This window comes from Phaeobacter sp. JH20_26 (genome assembly GCF_048056275.1).
Classification (GTDB): Bacteria; Pseudomonadota; Alphaproteobacteria; order Rhodobacterales; family Rhodobacteraceae; genus Phaeobacter; species Phaeobacter bryozoorum.
The window spans coordinates 127,704-152,172 of record NZ_JAYMWL010000019.1; the positions used below are offsets into that span (position 1 = coordinate 127,704).

The following is a 24,469-nucleotide window of genomic DNA, read 5'->3' on the forward strand; positions in this document are numbered from 1 at the left end:
GACGCGACCCAGAGAATCGTGTCGGGCAAGGAAAAGGGACGCAAGATGTCTAATTATATCAAGCTGATCGCGCTTGGTTTGGTCACGCTCTTTGCGATGATCGCGACCAATTACGCGCGGGATTTGGCCTATCAGGTTCATGCGATCATCATCATGATCGTGGCTGGTGGGCTGTTTCTATACACCCTACAACACACCGATGAGCCTGTGACTGCAACGGGATCGTTACAGGGCGAGTACTTTGACAGTGTTGTACGCGCCGGTGTGGTCGCAACCGCGTTCTGGGGTGTGGTCGGGTTTCTGGTCGGGGTGTTCATCGCCTTCCAGCTGGCCTTTCCGGTCCTGAACTTCGAATGGGCGCAGGGGCTGGCGAACTTTGGGCGGCTCCGTCCATTGCATACCTCGGCGGTGATTTTCGCCTTTGGCGGTAACGCGCTGATTGCGACATCTTTTTATGTGGTGCAGCGCACCTCGGCCGCCCGTCTCTGGGGGGGCAATCTGGCGTGGTTTGTGTTCTGGGGCTATCAGCTCTTCATCGTGCTGGCGGCGACCGGATATCTCTTCGGCTCGACCCAGTCGAAGGAATATGCCGAGCCGGAGTGGCACGTTGACCTGTGGCTGACCATCGTCTGGGTTGCCTATCTCGCGGTGTTCCTGGGCACCGTCATCAAGCGCAAGGAGCCGCATATCTATGTGGCCAACTGGTTCTACCTCGCCTTTATCGTCACCGTGGCGATGCTGCATCTGGTCAACAACATGACCATCCCGGTCAGCATCTGGGGATCCAAATCCGTGATCCTTTGGTCCGGTGTGCAGGATGCGATGGTGCAGTGGTGGTATGGCCACAATGCCGTCGGATTTTTCCTGACTGCGGGGTTCCTTGGCATGATGTATTATTTCGTGCCCAAGCAGGCGGAACGACCGGTGTTTTCATACAAGCTGTCGATCATCCACTTCTGGGCGTTGATCTTCCTTTATATCTGGGCGGGTCCCCACCATCTGCATTACACCGCGCTGCCGGATTGGGCGTCGACCCTTGGCATGGTGTTCTCCATCGTGCTGTGGATGCCCAGCTGGGGCGGCATGATCAACGGCCTGATGACACTGTCGGGTGCCTGGGACAAGCTGCGCACCGACCCGGTGATCCGTATGATGGTGATCTCGATCGGCTTTTATGGCATGTCCACCTTTGAAGGTCCGATGATGTCGATCCGCGCGGTGAACTCGCTGTCGCATTACACCGACTGGACCATTGGTCACGTTCACTCCGGTGCGCTTGGCTGGAACGGCATGATCACCTTTGGTGCCCTCTACTTCTTGGTGCCGGTTCTGTGGAAACGTGAGCGCCTCTATTCGCTCAGCCTGGTGTCCTGGCACTTCTGGCTGGCGACAATCGGCATCATTCTCTACGCGGCGTCGATGTGGGTGACCGGCATTATGGAAGGCCTGATGTGGCGTGAAGTGGATGCCAACGGGTTCCTTGTGAACTCCTTTGCCGACACCGTGGCTGCAAAGTTCCCGATGTATGTGGTGCGCGCCCTCGGCGGGGTCCTGTTCCTCGCTGGTGCTCTGATCATGTGCTACAATCTCTGGATGACCGTACGACGGGCGCCGGCCAAAGAGGCCAGCCTGACCGTTGCGGTTCCGGCTGAATAAGGAGGGCCGGACAATGGCAATTCTCGACAAACATAAAATCCTCGAGACCAATGCGACCCTCCTTCTGGTGTGCAGCTTTCTGGTTGTCACCATCGGTGGGCTGGTCCAGATCGCACCGCTGTTCTGGTTGGAAAACACCATCGAAGAGGTGGAAGGCATGCGCCCCTACACCCCGCTGGAGCTGGCCGGGCGTGACATCTATATCCGCGAAGGCTGCTATGTCTGCCACAGCCAGATGATCCGCCCCATGCGGGACGAAGTGGAACGTTACGGTCCTTATTCGCTGGCAGCGGAGTCGATGTATGACCATCCCTTCCAGTGGGGGTCCAAACGGACCGGCCCGGATCTGGCCCGTGTGGGTGGCCGCTATTCTGACGAATGGCACGTGGATCACCTGCGCGACCCGCAGTCGGTTGTCCCGGAATCGGTGATGCCCAAATATGGCTTCCTTGAGAACAACCGGATTGACGGCGAATACATCGGCGATGTGATGGCGGCGAACGCTTTTGTCGGTGTGCCCTATTCCGACGAGATGCTGGAAAATGCAGAGGCCGACTTTCGCGCCCAGAGCAATCCCGACGCCGATTATGACGGGCTTCTGGAGCGCTATGGCGAGAAGGTCAGCGTACGCAATTTCGACGGTCAGCCGGGGATCTCCGAGGCCGACGCGCTGATCGCTTATCTGCAAATGCTGGGGACTTTGGTTGATTTCTCGACCTTCACCCCCGCAGCCAACCGCTGATTGGAGGCAGGCATGGATATCTACACTCTGCTTCGGGAGTTTGCGGACAGCTGGATGTTGCTCTTTCTGTTCGTGTTCTTCCTGGCTGTTGTGATCTGGGCGTTCCGCCCCGGCAGCAGCAAGGTCTACAAGGACACCGCCAACATCCCCTTCCGGCATGAAGACAAACCCGCCCCAGAAATGGGTAAAGCCAAGGAGGCGCGGTCATGAGCAAGAAAGTGAAGAAGTTCGAGGACGATCCGAATACCACCGGCCACAGCTGGGACGGGATCGAGGAGTTCGACAACCCGATGCCACGTTGGTGGCTCTGGACCTTTTACGCGACCATTATCTGGGGCATTGGCTATACCATCGCCTATCCGGCCTGGCCGGGCATCCAGTCTGCGACTGCCGGTGTGTTGGGCTGGAACTCGCGGGCGCTGGTGGCAGAAGAAATCGCCGCGGTGAACGAGGCGAATGCCCCGATCAACAGCCGCCTTGAGGAGATTGAGCTTGCGTCGATTTCCACCGACCCCGAGCTGAACGGCTATGCGGTCTCGGCTGGTTCTGCGGTGTTCAAGACCTGGTGCGCCCAGTGTCACGGTGCCGGTGCCGCCGGGGCGAAAGGGTATCCGAACCTGTTGGATGACGATTGGCTTTGGGGCGGATCGATCGAGGATATCCACGCGACGATCGCCCATGGGATCCGCAACGAAGAAAGCGACGAGGCGCGTTATTCGGAGATGCCGGCCTTTGGTCGCGATGAGTTGCTGGAGAAGGAAGAGATTGATCAGGTCGTGAACTTCGTGATGTCGCTTTCGGGCGATCCTCAGGATGCGACGAAGGTGGAGGCGGGTGCGGTGGTCTTTGCCGACAATTGCGCCTCCTGCCACATGGACGACGGTACCGGTGACCGTTCACAGGGCGCTCCGAACCTGGCCGATGCCATCTGGCTCTATGGCGGGGATTACGCAACCCTGACAGAGACCGTCCACAATTCACGTTACGGGGTCATGCCAAACTGGAACACGCGTCTGACCGAGGCGCAGATCCGCGCGGTTTCGGCTTATGTGCACCAGTTGGGTGGCGGCGAATAGCTCTGCCTGTTTCGTGTCGCTGGATATGATCTCTGGGGCTGCCTTCGGGCGGCCCCATCTGCGTTCTGATAAGGCGAATTGTGGCGCATTTTTTGCTTGAAGCTACAGTTGCTGTAGGGTTTAGCAGGGTGGGGCAACCAGATAGGTGACCTCATGTCAGATACCCGCTTCCTTACCGCAACCTCTATGCTGGATATCACCGCGCCAGCAATTTCTGCTTTGATTTCAGCGCGTGGCTGGCAGCAGCTCGCACCCGCTGACCGGATCGGCGCCGCCTATACCTACGTCCGCAATGATATCCTCTTTGGCTATAACATCGCTGATACGCGGACAGCATCGCAGGTTCTGGCGGACGGCTACGGCCAATGCAATACCAAGGCAACCTTGCTGATGGCGCTGCTGCGGGCGCTTGGCATTCCGTGTCGTCTGCATGGCTTCACCATTGATAAGAGCCTCCAGCGCGGTGTTGTACCCGAACTGGTGTATTGGATGGCTCCGCGCAATATCCTGCATTCCTGGGTTGAGGTTCAGCTGGACGGCCAATGGATCAACCTGGAGGGTTTCATCCTGGATCAGGGCGTGCTCGGGGCTTTGCAGGCGGCATTTCCGGGGCGCGACACGCTATGTGGCTATGGCGCTGGCACCGATTGCCTGCAAGCGCCGATGGTCGCATGGCAAGGGCGCGACACCTATATTCAGAAAACCGGGATCAATGCAGATCTTGGTGTGTTCGATAGCCCGGATGCCTTCTACGCCCGCCACCGGCAGGACCTGCGCGGCATACGCGGTTGGCTCTATCGGAATGCCATTCGTCATTGGATGAACCATCGGGTCGCCGGGATCCGTCGCGGGCAGGTGCCGGTACTGCCAGGTGGGAGTAGTACATTGGAACCGCAGTTCTCCAGTCCGCTTCTTGCCGCGGACACCGGCCCGTATTCAACAGAGGGAGAGTAGATTTTGGCCGGTCTTTGATCCCGGTCAAATACAATGGACGGGATGCCGGATAGTCTTGCCTCATCAGACAGTGCCACCGATGTGCCCTTTCCAGCGCCGGTGGCCGTCCAGTCCGCTACCTGTCTTGCAGGGAAACGGACCCAGCGTCGGCTTTTCGATCTGTTCGCGCGTTTCCTGAAAAGCCGACGCTCTCGCTATCCCAAGCGTTCATCTCCATGTGCGGTGCCGGTTGCTCAGCCGATTGGGTTCTATCCCGCTGGCCACAATCACGCTAGGCTTGTTCCCGGAGCGCGGGACCGGTGACATCTCGCGGCTGCGCCCTGGTGTCACATCTGCGACGTGGCGACGCGGCCGACCGCGGGGAGAGGAGCGCAAAGGCCTCTACTTTATGGATTTATTGGGCGCGCCGTGGTTTCGGACGGAATGCCGCGCCCGGTTGACGATGTCGTCGCGACGGCAAAGGTGTGTTCCGCATACGCGTTTGATCCACGTCAAGGTTCGTCCGGGGCGCATCTGGGACAACCGCTGCAACAATGCAAGATTTGGAGTGAGTCCGTGAGCGATTCCGATCCCGCCCCCAGCCTATATGCCGCCAGAGAGCCGATTTTCCCCCGCCGCGTGTCCGGCGCCTTTCGTAACCTGAAGTGGTATATCATGGCGGTAACGCTGGGGATCTACTACCTGACGCCATGGATCCGCTGGGACCGTGGTCCGGCGCTGCCCGATCAGGCGGTGTTGCTGGATCTGGCCAATCGGCGGTTTTACTTCTTCTGGATCGAAATCTGGCCGCATGAGTTCTATTTCGTTGCGGGCTTGCTGATCATGGCAGGGCTGGGGTTGTTTCTGTTCACCTCGGCGCTGGGGCGTGTCTGGTGCGGCTATGCCTGCCCGCAGACGGTCTGGACGGATCTGTTCATCCTGGTCGAGCGCTGGGTCGAGGGGGATCGGAACGCGCGCCTTCGCCTGCACCGCCAACAGAAGCTGGATTTTCGCAAGGCGCGTCTGCGGATCACCAAGTGGGTGCTCTGGCTGTTGATTGGTCTCGCAACCGGGGGGGCCTGGGTCTTCTATTTTGCAGATGCACCGACACTGCTGCATGATCTTGTCACCGGGAATGCCCACCCGGTCGCTTATACCACTATTGCCATCCTGACCGGGACCACTTTCCTCTTCGGTGGTTTTGCGCGTGAGCAGATCTGTATCTACGCCTGCCCCTGGCCACGCATTCAGGCGGCGATGATGGACGAGGATACGCTGACCGTCGGCTACCGCGAATGGCGGGGAGAGCCGCGCGGCAAACCGCGCAAGACCGATGAGCCGGGGCTGGTCCACGGCGATTGCATCGACTGTATGGCCTGCGTCAACGTCTGCCCGATGGGGATCGACATCCGCGATGGTCAGCAGATGGAATGTATCACCTGTGCGCTTTGCATAGACGCCTGCGATGATGTGATGGAACGGATCGGTAAGCCGCGCGGGCTGATCGACTATATGGCGCTCAGTGACGAGGCGAATGAGCGCGCAGGTCATCCACCCAAGAACATCTGGAAGCATATCCTGCGCCCGCGCACGCTGATGTATACGGCACTCTGGGGGGGCGTTGGTCTGGCGCTCCTGTTTGCCCTGTTCATCCGTTCGGACATCGAGTTGACGGTGGCCCCGGTGCGCAACCCGACCTTTGTGACGCTCTCGGACGGCTCGATCCGTAACACTTATGATGTGCGGTTGCGGAACAAGACTGGAGAGCCACGCCCGTTTGAACTTTCGATCAAGGGAGCGCCAGGCATGCAGCTCACGCTGGAAGGCATTGATGGCTCAATCGTCACGGTGCCTGCCGATACCAGCCTGCTTCAGCGCGTTTATATCGTGGCACCGAAATCCGCCGATGCCGCCGCAACGCGCAGCACGCCGGTGCGGATCTGGGTTGCAGATATCGACAATGGCGAACGTGCGTATAAGGATACCAGCTTTAACGGGAACGGGAGCAGCCAATGACCGAGGGCAAACCGACACGACAGTTCACCGGCTGGCACGCGCTTATGATCTTCGGCGGCGCCTTCACCGTGATCATCGCTGTCAATATCGCGCTGGCGGTCAATGCGGTGCGGACGTTTCCTGGGTTGGAGGTCAAGAACAGCTATGTCGCAAGCCAGAGCTTCGATGCCCGTCGCGATGCGCAGCAGGCTCTGGGCTGGTCAGTCTATGCCTCGGCCGCCGGGGATCAGGTGAAACTGGAGATAACCGATGCCAATGGCGCACCGGTTGAGGTGGCACATTTGGCAGCGACACTCGGCCGTGCCACCCATGTGAAGGATGATCAGACACCTGATTTTCGCTTTGACGGTACGGCCTATGTCGCAGCTGCGCAGCTGAGCGCGGGCAATTGGAACATCCGAATGGTGGCCCGGGCCGAGGATGGCACCGAATTCACGCAGCGGGTCATCCTGCACGTGGCGCGGTAACTGGCCATGAGCACCGCCTTTGGCCCCCAACTGGCCGCATGCCCCGGCTGTGTCGCAGCGCCAAACGGCGCGGTTGAGCAGGCGCCGACCGAGGCACGTCTGGCCCTGTCGCTGCCCAGTATTCATTGTCAGGCCTGCATCTCCACGGTGGAGCGGGGTCTGAATGCGGTGCCGGGCGTGCGGAGCGCTCGGGTCAATCTCACTCTGAAACGCGCGCTGATTGAGGCCGATCCCGAGGTGCGTGCGCTTGATCTGGTGCCAGTATTGGAACAGCTTGGGTTCGAGGCGCACGAGCTTGACCTGTCGGCGTTGGGCGCGACCGAGACCGATCAGGCGGGACGTGAGCTGCTGATGCGTCTGGCGGTGGCCTTCTTCGCGTCGATGAATGTGATGCTGCTGTCGGTCTCGGTCTGGTCAGGGGCAAGCGATGCAACCCGTGACATGTTCCACTGGATCTCTGCGGCGATCACCTTCCCGGCGATCCTCTTCGCCGGGCAGCCTTTTTTTCGCAACGCCTGGCAGGCCTTGCGGGTGGGGCGGCTCAATATGGATGTGCCGATTGTTCTGGCAATCGTCCTGGCGCTGGTGACCTCTCTGTGGGAGACCTCGCTCTCTGGTGAACACGCCTATTTCGACGCGGCGCTGACATTGACGTTCTTCCTGCTGGCCGGTCGCTATCTGGACCATCGTACCCGCGCTGTGGCGCGTTCTGCGGCCGAGGAACTGGCGGCACTGGAGGTCCCGCGCGCCCTGCGGCTGGATGAGGCCGGGCAACCGGCGGAGGTTGCCGTTGCCGATCTGGCCATTGACGATCGTATTCTGGTACGCCCGGGCGGTCGGATGCCTGTGGATGGTGTCGTCCTGGACGGGCAGTCGGAACTGGATCGCTCTTTGCTGACCGGTGAAACGCTGCCGGTTTTTGCCGAAGTTGGGAGCCTTGTTTCGGCGGGTGAGGTCAATCTGACCGGACCCTTGATTGTGCGCGCGACCGCCGTCGGGGCCGAGAGCTCCCTGCATCAGCTTGCCGATCTGGTTGCCGTCGCAGAGTCCGGGCGGTCACGCTATACGTCGCTGGCGGATCGCGCGGCGAAGCTATATGCGCCCGGGGTTCATATCCTGTCCGCGCTGGCCTTCCTTGGCTGGTATCTCTTTACCTTCGACGTGCGAGTGGCGCTGAATATTGCCGCTGCGGTGCTTATCATCACCTGTCCCTGCGCGCTGGGGCTGGCGGTCCCTGCGGTGACAACTGCGGCCTCGGGGCGGTTGTTCAAGAAAGGCATGTTGATCAAACACGCAACTGCGCTGGAACGTCTCGCTGAGGTCGATATCGTAGTTTTCGATAAGACCGGCACGCTGACCAATGGCAACCCTCAATGCGATGACTTCGACCAGCTGTCTCTGCCAGATCAGCGGTTGGCCTATGCGCTGGCACAGGGGTCTGATCATCCGCTGTCGGTTGCAATCTGCCGTGCTGCGGAACAGGCCGGGATTGAGCCTGCGTTGCTGACAAGGCAGGAAGAGGTGCCGGGATTTGGCACCGAGGGGCAGCACGGGGGGCAGCGGGTGCGTCTGGGGCGCGCGGCATGGGTTGGCGCGGCGCCGGGGCAGAAGACCGCCGCCTATCTTGATCGCGGTGATGGTGCGCCACCGGCTTTGACGTTTTCGGATAGTCTGCGTCCCGGCGCCGCTGCGGCGGTAGAAGCGTTGCAGGCGGCGGGAAAGGACGTCTGGCTGATTTCGGGTGACACTGAAGGAGCGGTGAGCGAACTTGCAGGCCGCCTCGGGATCCAGAACTGGATGGCCTCCGCCTTGCCGCAGGATAAATGCGATCAGGTCTCGGCCCTGTCCAGCGCGGGCCACCGGGTGCTGATGGTCGGTGATGGTTTGAATGACACTGCTGCGTTGGCGACAGCACATGTGTCCATTTCGCCCGCTTCGGCGCTGGATGCAGCGCGGGTTGCGTCGGATATCGTTCTGCTGGGACAGGATCTGGCCCCCATAGCCGAGGCCTGTAATGTCGCGCAGAAGGCAACACGACGCATTCGCGACAACTTTCGCATTGCGACACTCTACAACGTGATCGCGGTTCCCTTGGCGGTGGCAGGGCTTGCGACCCCTCTTGTGGCTGCCTTGGCGATGTCGACATCGTCGATTACAGTATCCCTAAACGCGTTGCGCCTGCGCTGATGATGACCGCAGGCGACCGGCAGGCCAATTCAAGAGAGCCAAGATGAGCGTACTTACCTATCTGATACCGATCTCCCTTTTCCTGGGGGGCGTGGGACTTGTCGGTTTTCTCTATACTGTGCGCTCGAACCAATATGACGATCCAGAAGGTGATGCGCGCAGGATTCTCAGCGACGAATGGGATGATCACCCCAAGCCGTGATTGAACGCTCGCGTGATGGCACGGACCTGCAAAAGAAAAGGCGCCTTCTGGCGCCTTTTCCTATTGGCTTTGTGGCCCGCTTCAGGAGGGGCCGACCGTTTCGCAGGTGATGTTGCGGGCAGAGAGGCGGCGGCAGGCGAGGGCCGCACTCTCCTTGGTCATGCCAAGAAAATTGGCATCAAAGCCACGAGGTGTCTTAACAACTTTGCGCAGGCTGCCATCGAGGGTTGCCATTTCGGCAAGTGCCGTGCGCAGCAGCACTTTTTCGGCCTGATAGCGGCTGCCGTAGCGGCCCACGTTGATACCCCAGTAGCGCCCGCCCGAGGTTGAGAGCCGGGTGACAACCACCGGTTCCGGCTCGGCTGCGGTCTGGTTCGTGGCCAGCCGTGCCGGACGGGCCATGGGGCGCAGACCTACAAAGGGGCGTGGCCTGGCAATCGGAGCAGCCGTTTGTTCGGCTACGGCCGCCACGATTTCTGCCTCGGCGATGGCAGCCGTGATGCTGGCCTGTAGAACATCGCGATCCAGCTTCGGCGGTGCCTCTGCTGCAGGGATTTCGCTGGTGGTCGTCTCGGTCTCAGCCTCGGTCTGAGCCTCGGCCAGCACTGTTGCGGCCTCAGGTTCAGCGGCGCCTGGACGGCGTCTGGGGCGCAGGCTGGTTTTCACCAGACCCGAGACGCGAATGGTCTTGCCCGCCGCCCCGTCGGCAGCCGGTTCGTCAGCGCTGGCCAGCTGGGTGCCAAGACCACGATTGCCCTGGTAGGGCGGGCGCGCCGGCCGCCGCAATTTGGCGCTGCTTGGCGCGCGGCGAAACCCAAGATCGAGGAGTTCGGCGACTTTGGCATTACGAGAGGTTGATGATTTGCCGCCAAAAACAGTGGCAATGATCCGTTCGTTGCCACGTTCTGCGGAGGCGACGAGATTGAAACCTGCGGCCCGGGTGTAGCCGGTCTTGATCCCGTCGGCACCGCGATAGGCCGCAAGAAGACGACGGTTGGTGTTGGGCACGTTGCGCACACCGGCATCCGCCGAACGGCGCGAGAACAGATTGTAATACTCGGGATAATCATAGAGCAGATGCCGCCCGAGCGTGGTCATGTCACGCGCGGTGGACAGATGCCCGTTCTGGGTGAGGCCATGGGCGTTTTTGAACGTGGTGCGAGACATCCCAAGCGCCTTGGCCGTGCGGGTCATGCGGCGGGCGAAGGCGGCTTCGGATCCGGCGAGTGTCTCGCCAATGGCAGTGGCGGCATCATTGGCGGATTTTACGGCAGCGGCCCGAATTAGGTAGCGAAAGGCGATGCGCTGTCCGGCCTTCAAACCCAGTTTCGACGGTTGCTCGGATGCGGCGTTACGGCTGATCTTCACCTCTGTATCGAGGCTAATCTCGCCGTTGCGAATGGCTTCAAACGCAATATAGAGCGTCATCATCTTGGTCAGCGAGGCCGGGTGCAGCCGGGTGTCTGCATTTCGGGAGTGCAGGACTTCGCCCGTCCGGGCGTCGATGACCATCGCGGCATAGGGGGCTGCCATCGCACTGGGCGGCGCAGTTGCGACCATCGATAGGAAAATAACCAGTCCCAAGACCCAACGCCCCAAACGGGAATACACCCGCAAAGCGCGGATCAGCGGAGTCCGCCTGACCTGCACGATATCTGCCATTTTTGCCTCTTGTCGCCGGTTTTCCGACTGACGTTTTTGCCTGTATTAAAAAAGCGTAGCACAGGGTCACTTTGGAATAAACAGCCCGGTTTTTAAGGAAAAATCGAGTTCAGAGTTTGCTCTTCGACATCTAGTGGTGCGCTGCAATGATGACCACTAGATCGGCGGTTGGTTAAGGAAGTGTTAGCGAAAAAAATTGCTGCGGCGCGTGCTATTGGCGGTTGCACGCCTGCGTCTGGTGCCCTGCTGCAACAAGGCACGGCCGACACGCCGCCCATTGAGCGATTCCAGCAGGGCATGACGGGCTGAATCAGCGAGTCTGTCAGGGGTGATGCGGTCCTGTCGTGTAGAAGGGGCCCATGTAGGCCAGCTCCAGAGAGAAGGCGCAGGGGGTGGAGATTCGTGCTGTGATTGCGGTTTTCAACGCCGCAAGCAGCCTGTTGGAAAACGCGGCATCGCGATGGGGTTTCACCAGAACGGACACCTTCACCACAACATGGCTGTGATGATAGGCGTCGGTCGGATAGCCGCGTCCCTTGCAATCACCGGCCCCATCGTCGTGGGATAGGATGACCTGTTCGATTTCTGCCAGGATCGCGGGGATGTCGAGATCCAGATCGCTGCTGTATTTGATTTCGGCGTGGGGCATTGGTGTGTCCGTTTGTTGAGTGATGAAGGCGAGAGTCGCGATAGCGCGGATCAGCCGATCTCAGCCACCAGCGCGGGCAGTGCGCCCAGATCCGCGATTTCGGTGTATCGAGGGCTATGGGTCGGCGCCGGAGCAAACTCGACCTCCCAGATCAATCCATGCGGCACATATGTGCCCCAGCCGCCTGCCTCGATTGCCGGGACCACGTCCGAACGCATGGAATTGCCAACCATCATCGCCCGCTCCGCGCCATCGCCGTGGCGCAGGAAAATATCGGCATAGATCTGCGGCGTCTTCTCCGAGACGATTTCGACCCCGTCGAACAGATCACCCAGCCCGGATTGCGCCAGCTTGCGCTCCTGATCCAGCAGGTCGCCTTTTGTGACCAGCACCACGCGGTGGCTGTCGGCCAGAGCTTCAACCGCTGTCCGCGCGTTCTCCAGCAACTCGATAGGGTAGGAGAGCATCATCTGCCCGGCGGTGATCAGCTCCTGTATGACGCAGGCAGGCACCTGGGCCTCTGTCACGTCAATGGCGGTTTCAATCATCGACAGGGTGAACCCCTTAACGCCATATCCATAACGCCCGAGGTTCTGTTTTTCCGCTGCCAGCAGCCGCTCCCCCAAAGCCTGCGAATCGAGATCATCGGGAACGTGATCCATCAGCAATTCGGCAAAGCGGTCCTGGGTGATGCGGAAAAATCGTTCATTATGCCAAAGGGTATCATCGGCATCGAAGCCAATTGTTGTCAATTTTCGAGTCAATCCGACACTCTCAATCCCTTTTCCTATCCATCAGAAAGGCTATATAAGCGGGACATCAAAATCCATCCACGATCGGAAGTCTGTGCCAATGCTGCCTACGCCAGTTATGATGTCGGATCATTCAGATGACGATACCGATCTCGGTGTCCTGACCAAGACCCGACCCAAAACGCAGCGTCCGCCGCGCTACAAGGTGCTGTTGCTGAATGACGATTACACTCCGATGGAGTTCGTGGTCATGGTGCTGGAACGGTTCTTCAGCATGACCCATGCCGAGGCCTTCGAAGTAATGCTCACCGTTCACAAGAAAGGCGTCGCGGTGGTCGGCGTTTTCAGCCATGAGATCGCCGAGACAAAAGTGGGGCAAGTGATGGATTTTGCCCACCGCCATCAGCATCCGTTGCAATGCACGATGGAAAAAGAAGAATAAAAAGAGGCTTTTAGATGTCTGTTCGCCTGTCCCTGGCCGTCGAGACGGGCGGATTTTCCGTGCCCGAATCCGGCCGCATCGTTGTGTTTCACCCGCTGTCCGACCTTGACCTGTCGGCGCTGCCAAAAGAGCGGCTGCTGATCGTACAACCCTTTGCGCCCGATCATATTGCGCTGGCGGGCCAAGGCTACGATTGCGTGCCCGAACTGCCTGCGGACGAGCGGTTCGCGGCAGCGGTTGTTCTCTTGCCACGGGCGAAGGCTCTGGCGCGCGCGCTGTTGGCCAAGGCCGCCGGGGTCTGCGACGGCCCCGTGCTTGTCGATGGTGGCAAGACCGATGGGGTCGATTCGGTGCTGAAGGCGCTGCGTGCCCGCACCGAAGTGTCGGCCCCGATATCAAAGGCACACGGCAAGGCGTTCTGGTTCGACGCGACGCACTCCGATCTGGCGGACTGGCAGGGCGCAGCTGCCCAGGTCGAGGGTGGTTTTCAGACGGCTCCCGGTGTGTTCTCCGCCGATGGCATTGATCCGGCTTCGGCTCTGCTGGTCGCCGCACTGCCGGAGAAGCTGGGCCGCAATGTGGTCGATCTTGGGGCTGGGTGGGGCTATCTCGCCGCTGCGATCCTGCAACGCGAGGGCGTGACGGCGCTGCATCTGATTGAGGCCGATCATAATGCCCTCAGCTGCGCACGAAAGAACGTCAGCGATCCCCGCGCCCACTTCCACTGGGCCGATGCCCGCAGCTGGTCTGCGCCAGAACGGGTCGATTGCGTCATCTCCAATCCGCCGTTCCACACCGGGCGCACGGCAGAACCGTCGCTCGGACAGGCGTTTATCACTGCGGCGTCCGGTATGCTGGCACCGTCAGGGTCGCTCTGGATTGTTGCAAACCGGCATCTGCCCTATGAGGCGACGCTTGCCGAGCAGTTCGTAACAGTCGATGAGGTCGCCGGGGACAATCGGTTCAAGGTGCTGCGGGCCAGCCGACCGCGTCGTCACCGTCGCTGACAACGACCAAACACAAAGGGTGGTTCCCTTGTTTCTGTCGGCAGTCTAGGTTGCTGAAAAACGGGGTGGTGCCGTGGCGCCCTCCGGATCCTGACGGAGATCATTCATGTCTTTTTCCATTTCCGGCAAAACGGCCATCGTCACCGGTTCGGCCAGTGGCATCGGTCTTGCCATTGGCAAACAATTCGCAGCAGCCGGTGCCAATGTCATGTTTGCCGATACCGATGAGGCGGCGCTGCTGAGCGAGCTTGGCACGCAAGCGGATGAAAGCAATATCCGGTACTTTGCCGGGGACCTTCGGGAACGGCTCACCATTGCCAATCTTTTGTCGGCAACCATTGATGCCTTCGACGATATCGACATCCTGGTCAATGGCGCACGGCAGGTGGTGCCGACCGATCCGCTGGACCCGGAAGACAAGTCGATGGAGCTGCTGCTCAACGAGACGCTGTTGCCGACCATGCGCCTGTCGCAACAGGTCGCACGGCGGATGATCAAACAGGGTGAGCAACGCGACAATGGCGGGCCCAATGGCGCCATCATCAACCTGTCATCCATCGCCGCGCGCCGCTCGCACCCGGAACTGCTGGCCTATTGTGTGGCTTCGGCTGCGCTTGATCAGTTGACCCGGTCGCTGTCGGTTTCGCTGGCCCCTCATAGGATCCGGGTCAACTCCATTGCGTTCGGCTCTGTAATGAGCGCGTCGATGCAGGCGACGCTCAAGGATAATCGCGCCTATCGGCAGGATATCGAACGCCATACCCCCTTGGGGCGTATTGCCTCTCCCAGTGAACTGACCGAGGCGGCGCAGTTCCTGGCCTCTGACGCGGCGGCTTTTATGACCGGCCAGATCGTTACCCTGGACGGTGGCCGCACGCTGCTGGACACTGTCGCGGTGCCGGTCCATTAAGCGGCTTTCACCTTTGCGCATATAGGCGACCAGATGAGCATTGAAATGATCGACGAAAAAGCCCGAGCGGCAGCTTGGTTCAGATCCTTGCGTGATACGATTGTGGCCGCCTTCGAGGCGCTGGAAGACAGCCATGCCAGCGGCCCTTTCAGTGATCAGCCTGCCGGCCGTTTCGAGGTCAGCGAAACTACGCGCTCTGCCGAGGATGGCAGTGATGCCGGTGGTGGCCTGATGAGCGTGATGCGCGGCGGTCGCGTCTTTGAAAAGGTCGGCGTGAATATCTCTGAGGTCTACGGCACATTGGGTGAGCGCGCCCAGAATGCCATGGCGGCGCGCAAGGGCATTCCGGGGATGAAGGACGATCCGCGCTTCTGGGCCTCTGGCATCTCTCTTGTGGCACATATGCAGAACCCCCATGCCCCCGCGGTCCATATGAACACGCGGATGTTCTGGACCCCGCATGCCTGGTGGTTTGGCGGGGGGTCTGACCTGAATCCATGTATCGAATACGATGAGGACACCGCCCATTTCCACCGCATGCAGGAACAGCACTTGGCGGCCCATGGCGCCGGGCTGTATCCCCAGCTCAAGGTCTGGGCGGATGAGTATTTCTACATCCCTCACCGGCAGAGGGCGCGCGGGGTTGGCGGCATCTTCATGGATGACCGCAACAGCGGCGACTGGGAGGCGGATTTCGCCCTGACGCAGGATATTGGCCGCGCCTTCCTTCCTGCCTATCTGCCGTTGGTCGAAAAACGCAGGCCGATGGCATTTGGCGCAGCGGAGAAAGACGTCCAGCTGGTCCATCGCGGCCTCTATGCCGAGTATAATCTGGTCTATGACCGCGGCACCAAATTCGGCCTGGAAACCGGCCATGACGCCAATGCCGTCCTGATGAGCCTGCCGCCGATGGCGAAATGGGTCTGATCAAGGCGCGCGATCTCCTGCTGATGGCGCGGGCGCGCTGTCTTGATCATTGCTCTGAACGGGCTGGCGGGCTTTACTGAACCAAAGCGAAAATCGCAGAGATCGGGCAGGTCGGGATGAGCAGATTTTGGTGGGTGCTTGCAGGGATGATGGTCCTTGCCGCTTGTAGCGGCCGAACAACACCGGTTGCGCCACCGACACCGCCAATAGGCCAGCCGGTGCAGCCCGGAGAAACCACCGCCAGCCTTGCCGCGGCGCGGGCGCGGCTGATCACCCACCCTAAATTCGCCGACAGCGATCCGCACCCCTGGGACGGGCGCACGCCATGGTCGTACCCCATCCATGGCATCGACGTCTCACGCTGGCAGGGGGACATCGACTGGCGCCGGGTTCGGGCTGCAGGCATCAGCTTTGCCTATCTGAAGGCAACTGAAGGCGGTGATCTCACCGATCCGAAATTCCGCGATCACTGGCGTGCCGCACGACAGGCGGGCGTCAAACGCGGCGCCTATCATTACTTCTACTTCTGCCGCCCGGCCGCGGAACAGGCGCGCTGGTTCATCCGTCATGTCCCCCGCGACAGCGCGGCCCTGCCGCATGTGCTGGACATGGAGTGGACGCCACATTCTCGCACCTGCACCAAACGTCCCTCCGGCGCCAAGGTGCGGGCGGAGGCAAAGCGGTTTCTGGACCTTCTGGAAGCGCATTATGGCCAGCGGCCTGTGCTCTACACGACGGTGGATTTCTACCGTGAGACCAGCATCGGCCGCCTGCGGGATACTGAGTTCTGGTTGCGCTCGGTCGCGGATCACCCGCATGTCACCTATCCTGGTGCGCTCTGGCGGTTCTGGCAATATACCGGCACCGGACGCGTGCCCGGGATCGCTGGCAACGTCGACCTCAACGTCTTTGGCGGCGGGCCAGAGCGTTGGCTGCGGTGGTCGGGGCAGATCTGAGCTGCACCGGTCGGGCCATCTTCTGGCTCAAAATATCCCGGAGCGCGAGGCAGCGCCTCGCATTCTACTGCTGATCCTGGTGCTTCCAGTCGAAAAAGCCCGCTCCGGCCTGCGCCAGAAGTTTCGCGGCCATCTCGCGGCCCAGCTCCGCACCATCTTCGAGCGCACAGGTCTGATCGTCATTGATCGCTTCCGATCCGTCAGGGCGTAGGACTTCGCCGCGCAGCCTCAGGCTGTTGCCCTCCAACGTCGCAAGACCAGCGATCGGGGTCTCGCAAGAGCCATCCAGCGCGGCAAGAAATGCGCGCTCGGCGGTCAGGCGTAGCCCGGTCTCGCGGTCATGCAGAGCTGCCAGCATATCTCCGATACGGCTGTCGCCATGCCGGCGCTCAATGCCAATGGCACCCTGGGCGACGGCGGGCAGCATGTCTTCTGGGGGGATGGCGGTTGCCGGAACCTGATCGGCGCCAAGACGGTTGAGCCCGGCCATCGCCAGAAAGGTGCATTCGGCCACACCATCGCGCAGTTTGGTCAGCCGTGTCTGCACATTGCCACGAAATTCCACGACCTTGAGATCGGGACGCCGATGCAGAAGCTGTGCGCGCCGCCGCAGTGAGGAGGTGCCGACAACGGCGCCTTCGCGCAGCTCCGCGATGGATGAGACATTGGCGCAGATGAAGGCATCACGCACGTCTTCACGCGGCAGATAGGTGTCCAGCAGCAACCCCGCAGGCTGCGCTACGGGCATGTCCTTCATGGAATGCACTGCAATGTCGATGGCACCGGACAGCAGGTCCTCTTCGATTTCCTTCGTGAACAGCCCCTTGCCACCCAATGTCTTCAGCGGTTTATCTGCCTCGATCAGCGCCTGATTGTCACCGCTGGTCTTGATCACGACAATGTCGAATGCGTCCTGTGGCAGATCGAAGGCGGCCATGAGCCGGGCGCGGGTTTCATGGGCCTGGGCCAGCGCCAAAGGCGAACCGCGGGTGCCGATTTTCAGGGGCGAAGCGGGGGAGGGCAGATCGATCTGTGTCATATATCGACCCTTAATCGCGACATAATGCCATGACAAGCACCGGTCCTGCTGCCCTTGACAATTTGCCGCCAAGGCTAGACCTCAGATGCAACACAGATATGAGGGTGATCATGGCCGAACAGAAGAAGCTGCTGCGCGCATTGGCGGGCGAGACACAGGATGTGCCGCCGATCTGGATGATGCGCCAGGCGGGCCGCTATTTGCCCGAGTACCGCGCCACCAGGGCTGAGGCCGGCGACTTTCTGTCGCTCTGCTATAATCCGGAACTGGCGACTGAGGTGACGCTGCAGCCGATCCGTCGCTACGGTTTCGATGCAGCGATTCTGTTTGCCGATATCCTCTTGGTGCCGCAGGCACTCGGGGCTGATCTTTGGTTCGTGACCGGCGAGGGGCCGCGCCTGTCGACGGTCACAACGGAGAGCGATTTTGCCAAGTTGGGACCGGTCAGCGAAATCCATGAGACGCTGAACCCGATCTATGAAACCGTGCGGCTGCTCTCGGCTGCCTTGCCCCGCGAAACCACGCTGATCGGCTTTGCCGGAGCGCCCTGGACCGTCGCGACCTATATGATCGCGGGACGCGGCACGCCGGATCAGGGGCCTGCGCATCTGCTGCGTCAGGAAAACAATCCGCTGTTTGAGGCGCTGCTGAACCGTATCACTGAGGCGACGATCGAATATCTCTCGATGCAGATCAAAGCCGGTGCCGAAGTGGTCAAGATCTTTGACAGCTGGGCAGGATCGCTGAGTGGCGAGGCGTTTGAGAAATACGCATTGGCTCCCTGCCGCCAGATCACTGCCGCGCTGAAACAGCGCCATCCCGAAATTCCGGTGATCGGTTTCCCGCGTGAGGCGGGGGAAAAATATGTCGGTTTTGCCGGGGCGACGGGTGTCGATTGTGTGGCGCTTGATAACTCCGTTGACCCCGAATGGGCGGCGGCCAATGTGCAGGTTGACGGCTGTGTTCAGGGCAATCTTGCCTCGCGCCATATGGTGACGGGGGGGCAGGAGCTGATTGATGACACCCACCGTATCGTCAAAGCTTTCGGCAAGGGGCCGCATATCTTTAACCTCGGCCACGGGATCACCCCGGATGCCGATCCGGACAATGTGCAACGGATGATCGACGCGGTGCGCGGCAGCTGACCGGGCCGAACAGAGCTGTCCGGCGATCATGTTCGTCTTGCGCGCTGAGGCCAATTGCGGCATCAGCGCGTTTTCCACTCACGCCGAAAGGGCAAGTCGATGGATTACAAGAAATCTGGAGCCCCCAGAATGGGCAAAAACAGCCCGCGTCATCAGGAGCATAATGCCAAGGGCAGCGCCAAGAACCCCTATGGTGCGCGCGAAACCAAAGCCGAACTCCTGGCGCGGATGAAAGCAGCGGCGGAGAAGGCCAAGAAAGACAGCTGATCCTAGCGCTGCCGTTGCCTCAGCTCCGCCAGTATCTCGGAATTGTGCTGGCCACGTGCCGGGGCCGGTGGGACCTCCCAGCTGTCCTGACCAGAGAACCGTGGCGCCGCAGCGGCCTGGAGGCCATTCTCAGCTGTTACCCAGGTCCTGCGCTGGTTCATCGGATGTGCCTCTGCCTCGATGGGTGACAATACCGGTGCCACGCAGGCGTCGCTGCCCTTGAATAGCCTGTCCCAGTGGTCGCGCGGCTGCGCGGCAAAGATACCGGCCAGCCTTGCGCCCAGCACCGGCCAGAGGCTTTTGTCGTGCTGCCGGGCGAATTGGGCATCCTCGCTCAGATCGAGGCGCGACAGAAACTCGGCGTAAAACTGTGGTTCCAGACATTGCACGCTGATGTACCCGCCATCGGCGCAGACATAACAGCGGCTCCAATGCGGCCCATCCAGCAGGCTTCTCCCACGCTGGCTGCTGAACTGTCCGGCCTGCTGCAATGTCATCAACAGGTTCATCATATGGGCCGAGCCATCGTAGATCGCGGCATCGACGACGCATCCGGCTGGCGTGTCGCCGTGACGGGTTTCGCGCCTTACCAGCGCTGCCAGAATACCCGCGACCAGATAAAGCGCGCCACCGCCGATATCGCCCACCAAAGTCGCCGGTGGCTGGGGAGGGGTGCCGGGCGTTGCATCATACCAAAGCGCCCCGGACAGCGCGATATAGTTCAGGTCGTGACCGGCGGTTTCGGCCAAGGCGCTATCCTGCCCCCATCCGGTCATACGCCCATAAATGAGGTCGGGGTTGCGGGCGTGACATGTGATCGGCCCCAGCCCCAGCCGCTCCATAACACCGGGTCGAAAGCCCTCGACCAGCGCATCGGCAGTCTCGACGAGATGCAGCAGCGTTTCGACGTCAGCCGGCGATTTCAGATCCAGCGTGATGGAGCGTTTGCCGCGATCAATGATCGGATGTGCAGGCATCAAACCCACGCCCTCGCCTTTGCGGTGAACGCATATGACATCCGCACCCAGATCCGCCAGCATCATCGCGGCGAAGGGCGCAGGGCCCAGCCCTTCGATCTCGATTACACGAATTCCTGTCAGCATGGCGGGCCTCCTGTCGGGTAATGTCGGATGATGTCGCGACCTTGCTGTCAGCCTAGCGGCTTTCTGCCCGGCCCCAAGAAGACCGTTGCGGCACATCCCGAATACTGCTGTTTTCGGATCAGATTTTTCTGAAGAAAGCGCTTGAAGCTCCAGCTGCTGTAGCAATTACATAAGCAGCCGACACGATGTGATGACAAAAAAGGTGACATTGGAATGGCTAGGGATGCGATTGAGCAGCTGGAGTGGCGGGTAACCGGAATGGACTGTGGGTCCTGCGCGACCAAGGTGCGTGGCGCGGTTGAGCGACTGCCGGGTGTCAGCGGCGTCGAGGTCGCCATGATGTCGGAGCGGCTGCGCCTGGAGCTTGATCCACGCCAAGGCTCGGTGATGGCCGTCGAGAAGGCGGTGCGCGGGCTGGGGTTTGGTGTCACGGCAAGCAGCACTGCACCAGCTGGCACCTCTGCGCCCTGCTGTGGCGGCGTACAGCACGCCGATGCCGCCGATGCAGTGGCCCCGCCTTGGTATCACAGTGCCAAGGGGCAATTACTGCTGGTGACGGGGCTGCTGCTGGCGCTGGCCTGGAGCATTAAGCTGCTGGCATCGCCTACGGTTGGTCTCTGGGCGTTTATGCTGGCGACCCTGATCGGAGTGGCTCCTGTGGCGCGGCGTGCCTTTGCGATGCTGCGGGCGGGGATGCCCTTTACCATTGAAATGTTGATGTCGATCGCAGCGATTGGCGCCCTGTTTATCGGTGCTGCCGAAGAGGCGGCACTGGTGGTGTTTCTCTTTGCCGTGGGTGAGATGCTCGAAGGCCTGGCTGCCAACAAGGCGCGGGATGGTATCCGGGCGCTTGCGGATTTGGTGCCAAAGACGGCGCTGCTTGAAGGTGGTGACACCCTGGAGGAGATCGCCGCAGATCGCCTGCGGGAGGGGCAGATTGTCGTGGTGCGCCCAGGTGACCGCGTGCCTGCGGATGGCGAAGTGATCGACGGTATCTCGGGCGTCGACGAAAGTCCGGTGACGGGCGAGAGCGTGCCCAGCCTCAAGGAACCGGGATCCGAAGTCTTTGCCGGATCCATCAACACCCAGGCGGTGCTGCGGGTGCGGGTGACCCGCGCCGCAGCCAACAACACCATTTCGCGGATTATCCGGCTGGTGGAAGAGGCAGAAAGCGCCCGTGCGCCGACAGAGCGTTTCATCGACCGCTTCAGCCGGATCTATATGCCGATCATCGTGGGTATCGCGCTGCTGGTCGCATTGGTGCCGCCGCTGGTCTTCGCGGTGGATTGGGACACATGGATCTACCGCGCCCTTGCCCTGTTATTGATCGGGTGTCCCTGTGCCCTGGTGATCAGCGTACCCGCTGCCATCGCTTCGGCGCTGTCGTCCGGTGCGCGCCATGGTCTGCTTTTGAAAGGGGGCGCAGTGATCGAGGCCGCCGCCCGCACCACCGATGTTGCATTCGACAAGACAGGCACGCTGACCCGTGGGCGACCTCAGGTCACGGATATCGTTGTGGTTCAGGGCAGTGAGGGCAGCGTTCTGCAACTCGCCGCAGCGGTCGAGCGGGAGTCGAGCCACCCTCTGGCCGAGGCGATCTATGCTCGAGCTGTCGAAGCCGGGGTAGATATTCCGCCGGTGCAGGAAGCCCACGCGGTGCCGGGGAAGGGGGCCTCTGCCAAGCTCGGGTCGGTTGTCATCACCGTCGGATCGCCGCGCTTTGCCGCAGAAACAGGTGTGATGGCGCAGGCTTCCATGGTGCAGGCTGCCGAGCTTGAAGCCGAGGGGAAGACCGTTGTCGCCCTGTTCAGCGACGAGGTTCTATATGGATTGATCGCGCTCAGGGACGAGCCGCGCGAAGATGCGGTGGAAGCGATGCGCGCGCTCCGACAGATGGGGATCACCGCAACGATGCTGACAGGGGACAATGCCCGCACGGCAGCCGCCATCGCCGGCCAGCTGGGGATTGATCACCGTGCAGAGCTGATGCCGCAGGACAAGGTAGCGGCCCTGCAAGAGCTGACACAGCGTGGTCAGGTCATGATGGTCGGCGACGGGATCAATGATGCGCCCGCGCTTGCGACAGCGCAGGTTGGTGTCGCAATGGGGTCTGGCACCGATGTGGCCCTTGAGACCGCAGATGCCGCGATCCTGCGCAACCGGGTCAGCGATGTGATCGGCATTATTCGCCTGTCGCGCGCCACTTTGACGAATATTCGCCAGAACGTTGCCGTGGCACTGGGGCTGAAAGGCGTGTTTCTCGTGACGTCGGTTCTGGGGATCACGGGCCTGTGGATCGCGATTCTGGCCGACACTGGCGCCACGGTCCTGGTGACGCTTAATGCGCTGCGGCTGCTGTCTTTCAGACCCTCGCCAACGTCGAAGGAGCGCTAAGCACAGGCGTGGGCGACAGGCGCCGACTGAGGGAGAGATCAATAATGCGGAGGACGTTCGTCGCCAATGACAACCCCGCCGCCACCGTCCTGCTCGCGTGAAGCTTCCCGCTGAAACAGCATGGCGACACGATGGGTCAGCCGGTCAATCTCGGATTGCTGCCGGTTGACCACATCGCTCAGCTCATCGACGGTGCGCGTCAGGTGGGCGATCTGTTCTTCGAGATGTTGCATCGGTTTCTCCCTTCGGGTCTGCCGCTGTCATAGGGGCAGTTGCGTGCAGGGTCCATGCTCGGTTGTGCCAACGCCGCCGCTTTGGGTTGCATGGAGATCAGGCAACAACGGCACGGCCATAGGGCCTGCGCGCTCTGCCGCCTTGCTGTTGGGCCGCCCTTGGGCTAGACCGCCGGGCGAGTATCTGACCCATTTGACACCCCGAGGAGGCCAAGATGGCCAAAGTCAAGAAACAGCCCCGCCCCAAGGCGATCACGCCGAAGGGCTTCCGTGACTATTTCGGCGAAGAGGTGAGCCAGCGCAGCGAGATGTTGCGGGCCATTGCGGGTGTCTATCATCATTACGGGTTTGATGCGCTGGAGTCTTCGGCGGTGGAAACAGTCGAGGCACTGGGCAAGTTTCTGCCCGATGTCGACCGCCCGAACGAGGGTGTCTTTGCCTGGCAGGAATATGACGAAAGCGGCAACGGCGACTGGATGGCGCTGCGCTATGATCTGACCGCCCCGCTGGCACGGGTCTATGCCCAGCACCGCAATGATCTGCCGACGCCTTACCGCCGCTATGCGATGGGGCCGGTCTGGCGCAACGAGAAACCGGGTCCGGGCCGCTATCGCCAGTTCTACCAGTGCGACGCGGATACCGTTGGAACCGCCTCCATGGCCGCCGATGCCGAGATCTGCGCGATGTTGTCCGACACGCTGGAAACCGTCGGCATTCCGCGCGGTGACTATCTGGTGCGGGTGAATAACCGCAAGGTGTTGAATGGCGTGCTTGAGGCGATGGGCCTTGAGGCGGGCGATGCCAAACGTGACGACGTGCTGCGCACCATCGACAAATTCGACAAGGTGGGCGAGGCTGGTGTCCGCGAGCTGCTGACCAAGGGCCGTCTGGATGCCTCCGGCGCCTTCATTGACGGGGTTGGCCTGTCGGATGACCAAGCGGCGCCGGTGCTGGCGTTCCTGACCTCCAAGGGGGCTGACGCCGCCAAGACCCTTGCCAACCTGCGCGCCGCCATTGGGGGTAGTGCGATTGGCGCGGAGGGGGTCGCCGAGCTGGAGCAGATCGGCGATCTGCTGGCCGCTGGTGGGTATGGCGCTGACCGCATCGATATCGACCCTTCGGTCGTGCGGGGCCTCGGCTATTATACCGGCCCGGTTTACGAGGCCGAACTCACCTTCGAGATTCTGGATGAGAAGGGCCGTAAACGGCAGTTCGGCTCGGTTTCGGGCGGTGGGCGTTACGACGATCTGGTGATGCGCTTCACGGGTCAGGAAGTCCCGGCGACCGGCGTCTCCATCGGTGTTGACCGGCTCTTGGCCGCGCTGCGCGAGAAAGGCCGGATCGAGGCAAAGACCACCGGCCCCGTTGTGGTGACGGTGATGGATAAGGCGCGTATGGCGGATTACCAGACCATGGTGGCCGAGCTGCGCAATGCAGGCATCCGGGCTGAGGTCTATCTTGGCAATCCCAAGAACTTCGGCAACCAGCTGAAATACGCGGACAAGCGCAACTCGCCCATAGCGGTGATCGAAGGCGGTGAGGAAAAAGATCGCGGTGTGGTGCAGATCAAGGATTTGATCCTCGGCGCGCAGATTGCCGAGAACGCCACCCTCGAAGAGTGGAAAGAGCGTCCGAGCCAGTTTGAGGTGCCACGCGTTGATCTGGTCGCCAAGGTGCGCGAAATCCTTGCAGGGCAGGGCTGAA

General features: G+C 61.1%; 24 protein-coding genes. 18 read left to right on the forward strand and 6 right to left on the reverse strand.

What is annotated here, in order from left to right:
* Positions 1-45: 45 nt before the first annotated feature.
* From ccoN to ccoS, 9 genes are all read left to right on the forward strand, one after another.
* Positions 46-1,656, forward strand: coding sequence for a cytochrome-c oxidase, cbb3-type subunit I (gene ccoN / locus VWY60_RS15970; RefSeq protein ID WP_340546717.1), 1,611 nt, complete (start codon positions 46-48; stop codon positions 1,654-1,656).
* A 13-nt stretch (positions 1,657-1,669) separates the two neighbouring features.
* The gene (gene ccoO, locus VWY60_RS15975) at positions 1,670-2,398 is read left to right on the forward strand and encodes a cytochrome-c oxidase, cbb3-type subunit II (protein ID WP_340546718.1); all 729 of its coding nucleotides are present in this window, start codon (positions 1,670-1,672) and stop codon (positions 2,396-2,398) included.
* Between the two features lie 12 nt (positions 2,399-2,410).
* Positions 2,411-2,608, forward strand: coding sequence for a cbb3-type cytochrome c oxidase subunit 3 (locus VWY60_RS15980; protein WP_340546719.1), 198 nt, complete (start codon positions 2,411-2,413; stop codon positions 2,606-2,608).
* Positions 2,605-3,474 (forward strand): cytochrome-c oxidase, cbb3-type subunit III, encoded by an 870-nt coding sequence (ccoP, locus tag VWY60_RS15985; RefSeq protein WP_340546720.1) that lies wholly within the window; start codon positions 2,605-2,607, stop codon positions 3,472-3,474. Before VWY60_RS15980 ends, ccoP begins: the two co-directional genes overlap by 4 nt.
* A 153-nt stretch (positions 3,475-3,627) precedes the next feature.
* Positions 3,628-4,428: a transglutaminase-like domain-containing protein gene (locus tag VWY60_RS15990; RefSeq protein ID WP_416541117.1), complete on the forward strand. Its 801-nt coding sequence runs from the start codon at positions 3,628-3,630 to the stop codon at positions 4,426-4,428.
* A 555-nt stretch (positions 4,429-4,983) separates the two neighbouring features.
* Positions 4,984-6,423: a cytochrome c oxidase accessory protein CcoG gene (ccoG, locus tag VWY60_RS15995; protein ID WP_416541118.1), complete on the forward strand. Its 1,440-nt coding sequence runs from the start codon at positions 4,984-4,986 to the stop codon at positions 6,421-6,423.
* Positions 6,420-6,890: a FixH family protein gene (locus tag VWY60_RS16000; protein WP_340546723.1), complete on the forward strand. Its 471-nt coding sequence runs from the start codon at positions 6,420-6,422 to the stop codon at positions 6,888-6,890. The genes ccoG and VWY60_RS16000 overlap by 4 nt, the downstream gene beginning before the upstream one ends.
* A 6-nt stretch (positions 6,891-6,896) precedes the next feature.
* The gene (locus tag VWY60_RS16005; protein ID WP_416541119.1) at positions 6,897-9,077 is read left to right on the forward strand and encodes a heavy metal translocating P-type ATPase; all 2,181 of its coding nucleotides are present in this window, start codon (positions 6,897-6,899) and stop codon (positions 9,075-9,077) included.
* 43 nt (positions 9,078-9,120) lie between these two features.
* Positions 9,121-9,279 carry a cbb3-type cytochrome oxidase assembly protein CcoS gene (gene ccoS / locus VWY60_RS16010; RefSeq protein WP_024095921.1) on the forward strand — a complete coding sequence of 53 codons (159 nt, stop codon included), beginning with the start codon at positions 9,121-9,123 and terminating at the stop codon, positions 9,277-9,279.
* An 81-nt stretch (positions 9,280-9,360) separates the two neighbouring features.
* Here the strand turns inward: ccoS and VWY60_RS16015 are convergent, their stop codons facing one another.
* From VWY60_RS16015 to VWY60_RS16025, 3 genes are all read right to left on the reverse strand, one after another.
* Positions 9,361-10,941: a D-alanyl-D-alanine carboxypeptidase family protein gene (locus VWY60_RS16015; RefSeq protein ID WP_416538220.1), complete on the reverse strand. Its 1,581-nt coding sequence runs from the start codon at positions 10,939-10,941 to the stop codon at positions 9,361-9,363.
* A gap of 322 nt (positions 10,942-11,263) precedes the next feature.
* Positions 11,264-11,590, reverse strand: a complete 327-nt coding sequence (locus tag VWY60_RS16020; RefSeq protein ID WP_416538221.1) for a hypothetical protein — start codon at positions 11,588-11,590, stop codon at positions 11,264-11,266.
* Between the two features lie 50 nt (positions 11,591-11,640).
* The gene (locus tag VWY60_RS16025) at positions 11,641-12,354 is read right to left on the reverse strand and encodes an HAD family hydrolase (protein ID WP_416534605.1); all 714 of its coding nucleotides are present in this window, start codon (positions 12,352-12,354) and stop codon (positions 11,641-11,643) included.
* 88 nt (positions 12,355-12,442) lie between these two features.
* Here VWY60_RS16025 and clpS point away from each other — a divergent pair, with 88 nt between their 5' ends.
* From clpS to VWY60_RS16050, 5 genes are all read left to right on the forward strand, one after another.
* Complete coding sequence (gene clpS, locus VWY60_RS16030) at positions 12,443-12,784, forward strand: ATP-dependent Clp protease adapter ClpS (RefSeq protein ID WP_340546728.1); 342 nt, start codon at positions 12,443-12,445, stop codon at positions 12,782-12,784.
* Positions 12,785-12,798: 14 nt separating this feature from the next.
* Positions 12,799-13,791: a class I SAM-dependent methyltransferase gene (locus VWY60_RS16035; protein WP_416541120.1), complete on the forward strand. Its 993-nt coding sequence runs from the start codon at positions 12,799-12,801 to the stop codon at positions 13,789-13,791.
* 106 nt (positions 13,792-13,897) lie between these two features.
* A complete protein-coding gene (locus VWY60_RS16040; protein ID WP_340546730.1) occupies positions 13,898-14,701 on the forward strand; it encodes an SDR family NAD(P)-dependent oxidoreductase in 804 nt (267 codons plus the stop codon).
* Positions 14,702-14,734: 33 nt separating this feature from the next.
* On the forward strand, positions 14,735-15,628 hold the full coding sequence (hemF, locus tag VWY60_RS16045) for an oxygen-dependent coproporphyrinogen oxidase (protein WP_416541121.1): 894 nt from the start codon (positions 14,735-14,737) through the stop codon (positions 15,626-15,628).
* A gap of 116 nt (positions 15,629-15,744) precedes the next feature.
* Positions 15,745-16,584: a GH25 family lysozyme gene (locus VWY60_RS16050; protein ID WP_416534603.1), complete on the forward strand. Its 840-nt coding sequence runs from the start codon at positions 15,745-15,747 to the stop codon at positions 16,582-16,584.
* 64 nt (positions 16,585-16,648) lie between these two features.
* Here the strand turns inward: VWY60_RS16050 and hemC are convergent, their stop codons facing one another.
* Positions 16,649-17,623 carry a hydroxymethylbilane synthase gene (gene hemC / locus VWY60_RS16055; protein WP_416541122.1) on the reverse strand — a complete coding sequence of 325 codons (975 nt, stop codon included), beginning with the start codon at positions 17,621-17,623 and terminating at the stop codon, positions 16,649-16,651.
* 110 nt (positions 17,624-17,733) lie between these two features.
* On the opposite strand from hemC, the gene hemE reads away from it, so the two are divergent.
* Both hemE and VWY60_RS16065 read left to right on the forward strand, forming a co-directional pair.
* Entirely contained in the window at positions 17,734-18,768 is a 1,035-nt protein-coding gene (gene hemE / locus VWY60_RS16060; protein ID WP_416541123.1) for a uroporphyrinogen decarboxylase, read from the forward strand.
* 129 nt (positions 18,769-18,897) lie between these two features.
* Positions 18,898-19,035, forward strand: a complete 138-nt coding sequence (locus tag VWY60_RS16065; RefSeq protein ID WP_340546850.1) for a hypothetical protein — start codon at positions 18,898-18,900, stop codon at positions 19,033-19,035.
* Between the two features lie 2 nt (positions 19,036-19,037).
* Here the strand turns inward: VWY60_RS16065 and VWY60_RS16070 are convergent, their stop codons facing one another.
* Entirely contained in the window at positions 19,038-20,138 is a 1,101-nt protein-coding gene (locus tag VWY60_RS16070) for a CaiB/BaiF CoA transferase family protein (RefSeq protein ID WP_416541124.1), read from the reverse strand.
* A 213-nt stretch (positions 20,139-20,351) separates the two neighbouring features.
* On the opposite strand from VWY60_RS16070, the gene VWY60_RS16075 reads away from it, so the two are divergent.
* Positions 20,352-22,532 (forward strand): heavy metal translocating P-type ATPase, encoded by a 2,181-nt coding sequence (locus VWY60_RS16075; RefSeq protein ID WP_416541125.1) that lies wholly within the window; start codon positions 20,352-20,354, stop codon positions 22,530-22,532.
* Between the two features lie 38 nt (positions 22,533-22,570).
* Here the strand turns inward: VWY60_RS16075 and VWY60_RS16080 are convergent, their stop codons facing one another.
* The gene (locus tag VWY60_RS16080) at positions 22,571-22,765 is read right to left on the reverse strand and encodes a SlyX family protein (protein WP_340546737.1); all 195 of its coding nucleotides are present in this window, start codon (positions 22,763-22,765) and stop codon (positions 22,571-22,573) included.
* 215 nt (positions 22,766-22,980) lie between these two features.
* Between VWY60_RS16080 and hisS the strand changes: the two genes are divergently transcribed.
* Positions 22,981-24,468 carry a histidine--tRNA ligase gene (hisS, locus tag VWY60_RS16085; protein ID WP_416541126.1) on the forward strand — a complete coding sequence of 496 codons (1,488 nt, stop codon included), beginning with the start codon at positions 22,981-22,983 and terminating at the stop codon, positions 24,466-24,468.
* The last annotated feature ends 1 nt before the right edge of the window (position 24,469 follow it).

Coding starts and splice junctions, on each gene's coding strand:
- ccoN (WP_340546717.1), top strand. CDS start 46: ATGTCTAATTATATCAAGCTGATCGCGCTTGGTTTGGTCACGCTCTTT.
- ccoO (WP_340546718.1), top strand. CDS start 1,670: ATGGCAATTCTCGACAAACATAAAATCCTCGAGACCAATGCGACCCTC.
- VWY60_RS15980 (WP_340546719.1), top strand. CDS start 2,411: ATGGATATCTACACTCTGCTTCGGGAGTTTGCGGACAGCTGGATGTTG.
- ccoP (WP_340546720.1), top strand. CDS start 2,605: ATGAGCAAGAAAGTGAAGAAGTTCGAGGACGATCCGAATACCACCGGC.
- VWY60_RS15990 (WP_416541117.1), top strand. CDS start 3,628: ATGTCAGATACCCGCTTCCTTACCGCAACCTCTATGCTGGATATCACC.
- VWY60_RS16000 (WP_340546723.1), top strand. CDS start 6,420: ATGACCGAGGGCAAACCGACACGACAGTTCACCGGCTGGCACGCGCTT.
- VWY60_RS16005 (WP_416541119.1), top strand. CDS start 6,897: ATGAGCACCGCCTTTGGCCCCCAACTGGCCGCATGCCCCGGCTGTGTC.
- ccoS (WP_024095921.1), top strand. CDS start 9,121: ATGAGCGTACTTACCTATCTGATACCGATCTCCCTTTTCCTGGGGGGC.
- VWY60_RS16015 (WP_416538220.1), bottom strand. CDS start 10,941: ATGGCAGATATCGTGCAGGTCAGGCGGACTCCGCTGATCCGCGCTTTG.
- VWY60_RS16020 (WP_416538221.1), bottom strand. CDS start 11,590: ATGCCCCACGCCGAAATCAAATACAGCAGCGATCTGGATCTCGACATC.
- clpS (WP_340546728.1), top strand. CDS start 12,443: ATGCTGCCTACGCCAGTTATGATGTCGGATCATTCAGATGACGATACC.
- VWY60_RS16035 (WP_416541120.1), top strand. CDS start 12,799: ATGTCTGTTCGCCTGTCCCTGGCCGTCGAGACGGGCGGATTTTCCGTG.
- VWY60_RS16040 (WP_340546730.1), top strand. CDS start 13,898: ATGTCTTTTTCCATTTCCGGCAAAACGGCCATCGTCACCGGTTCGGCC.
- hemF (WP_416541121.1), top strand. CDS start 14,735: ATGAGCATTGAAATGATCGACGAAAAAGCCCGAGCGGCAGCTTGGTTC.
- VWY60_RS16050 (WP_416534603.1), top strand. CDS start 15,745: ATGAGCAGATTTTGGTGGGTGCTTGCAGGGATGATGGTCCTTGCCGCT.
- hemC (WP_416541122.1), bottom strand. CDS start 17,623: ATGACACAGATCGATCTGCCCTCCCCCGCTTCGCCCCTGAAAATCGGC.
- hemE (WP_416541123.1), top strand. CDS start 17,734: ATGGCCGAACAGAAGAAGCTGCTGCGCGCATTGGCGGGCGAGACACAG.
- VWY60_RS16065 (WP_340546850.1), top strand. CDS start 18,898: ATGGGCAAAAACAGCCCGCGTCATCAGGAGCATAATGCCAAGGGCAGC.
- VWY60_RS16070 (WP_416541124.1), bottom strand. CDS start 20,138: ATGCTGACAGGAATTCGTGTAATCGAGATCGAAGGGCTGGGCCCTGCG.
- VWY60_RS16075 (WP_416541125.1), top strand. CDS start 20,352: ATGGCTAGGGATGCGATTGAGCAGCTGGAGTGGCGGGTAACCGGAATG.
- VWY60_RS16080 (WP_340546737.1), bottom strand. CDS start 22,765: ATGCAACATCTCGAAGAACAGATCGCCCACCTGACGCGCACCGTCGAT.
- hisS (WP_416541126.1), top strand. CDS start 22,981: ATGGCCAAAGTCAAGAAACAGCCCCGCCCCAAGGCGATCACGCCGAAG.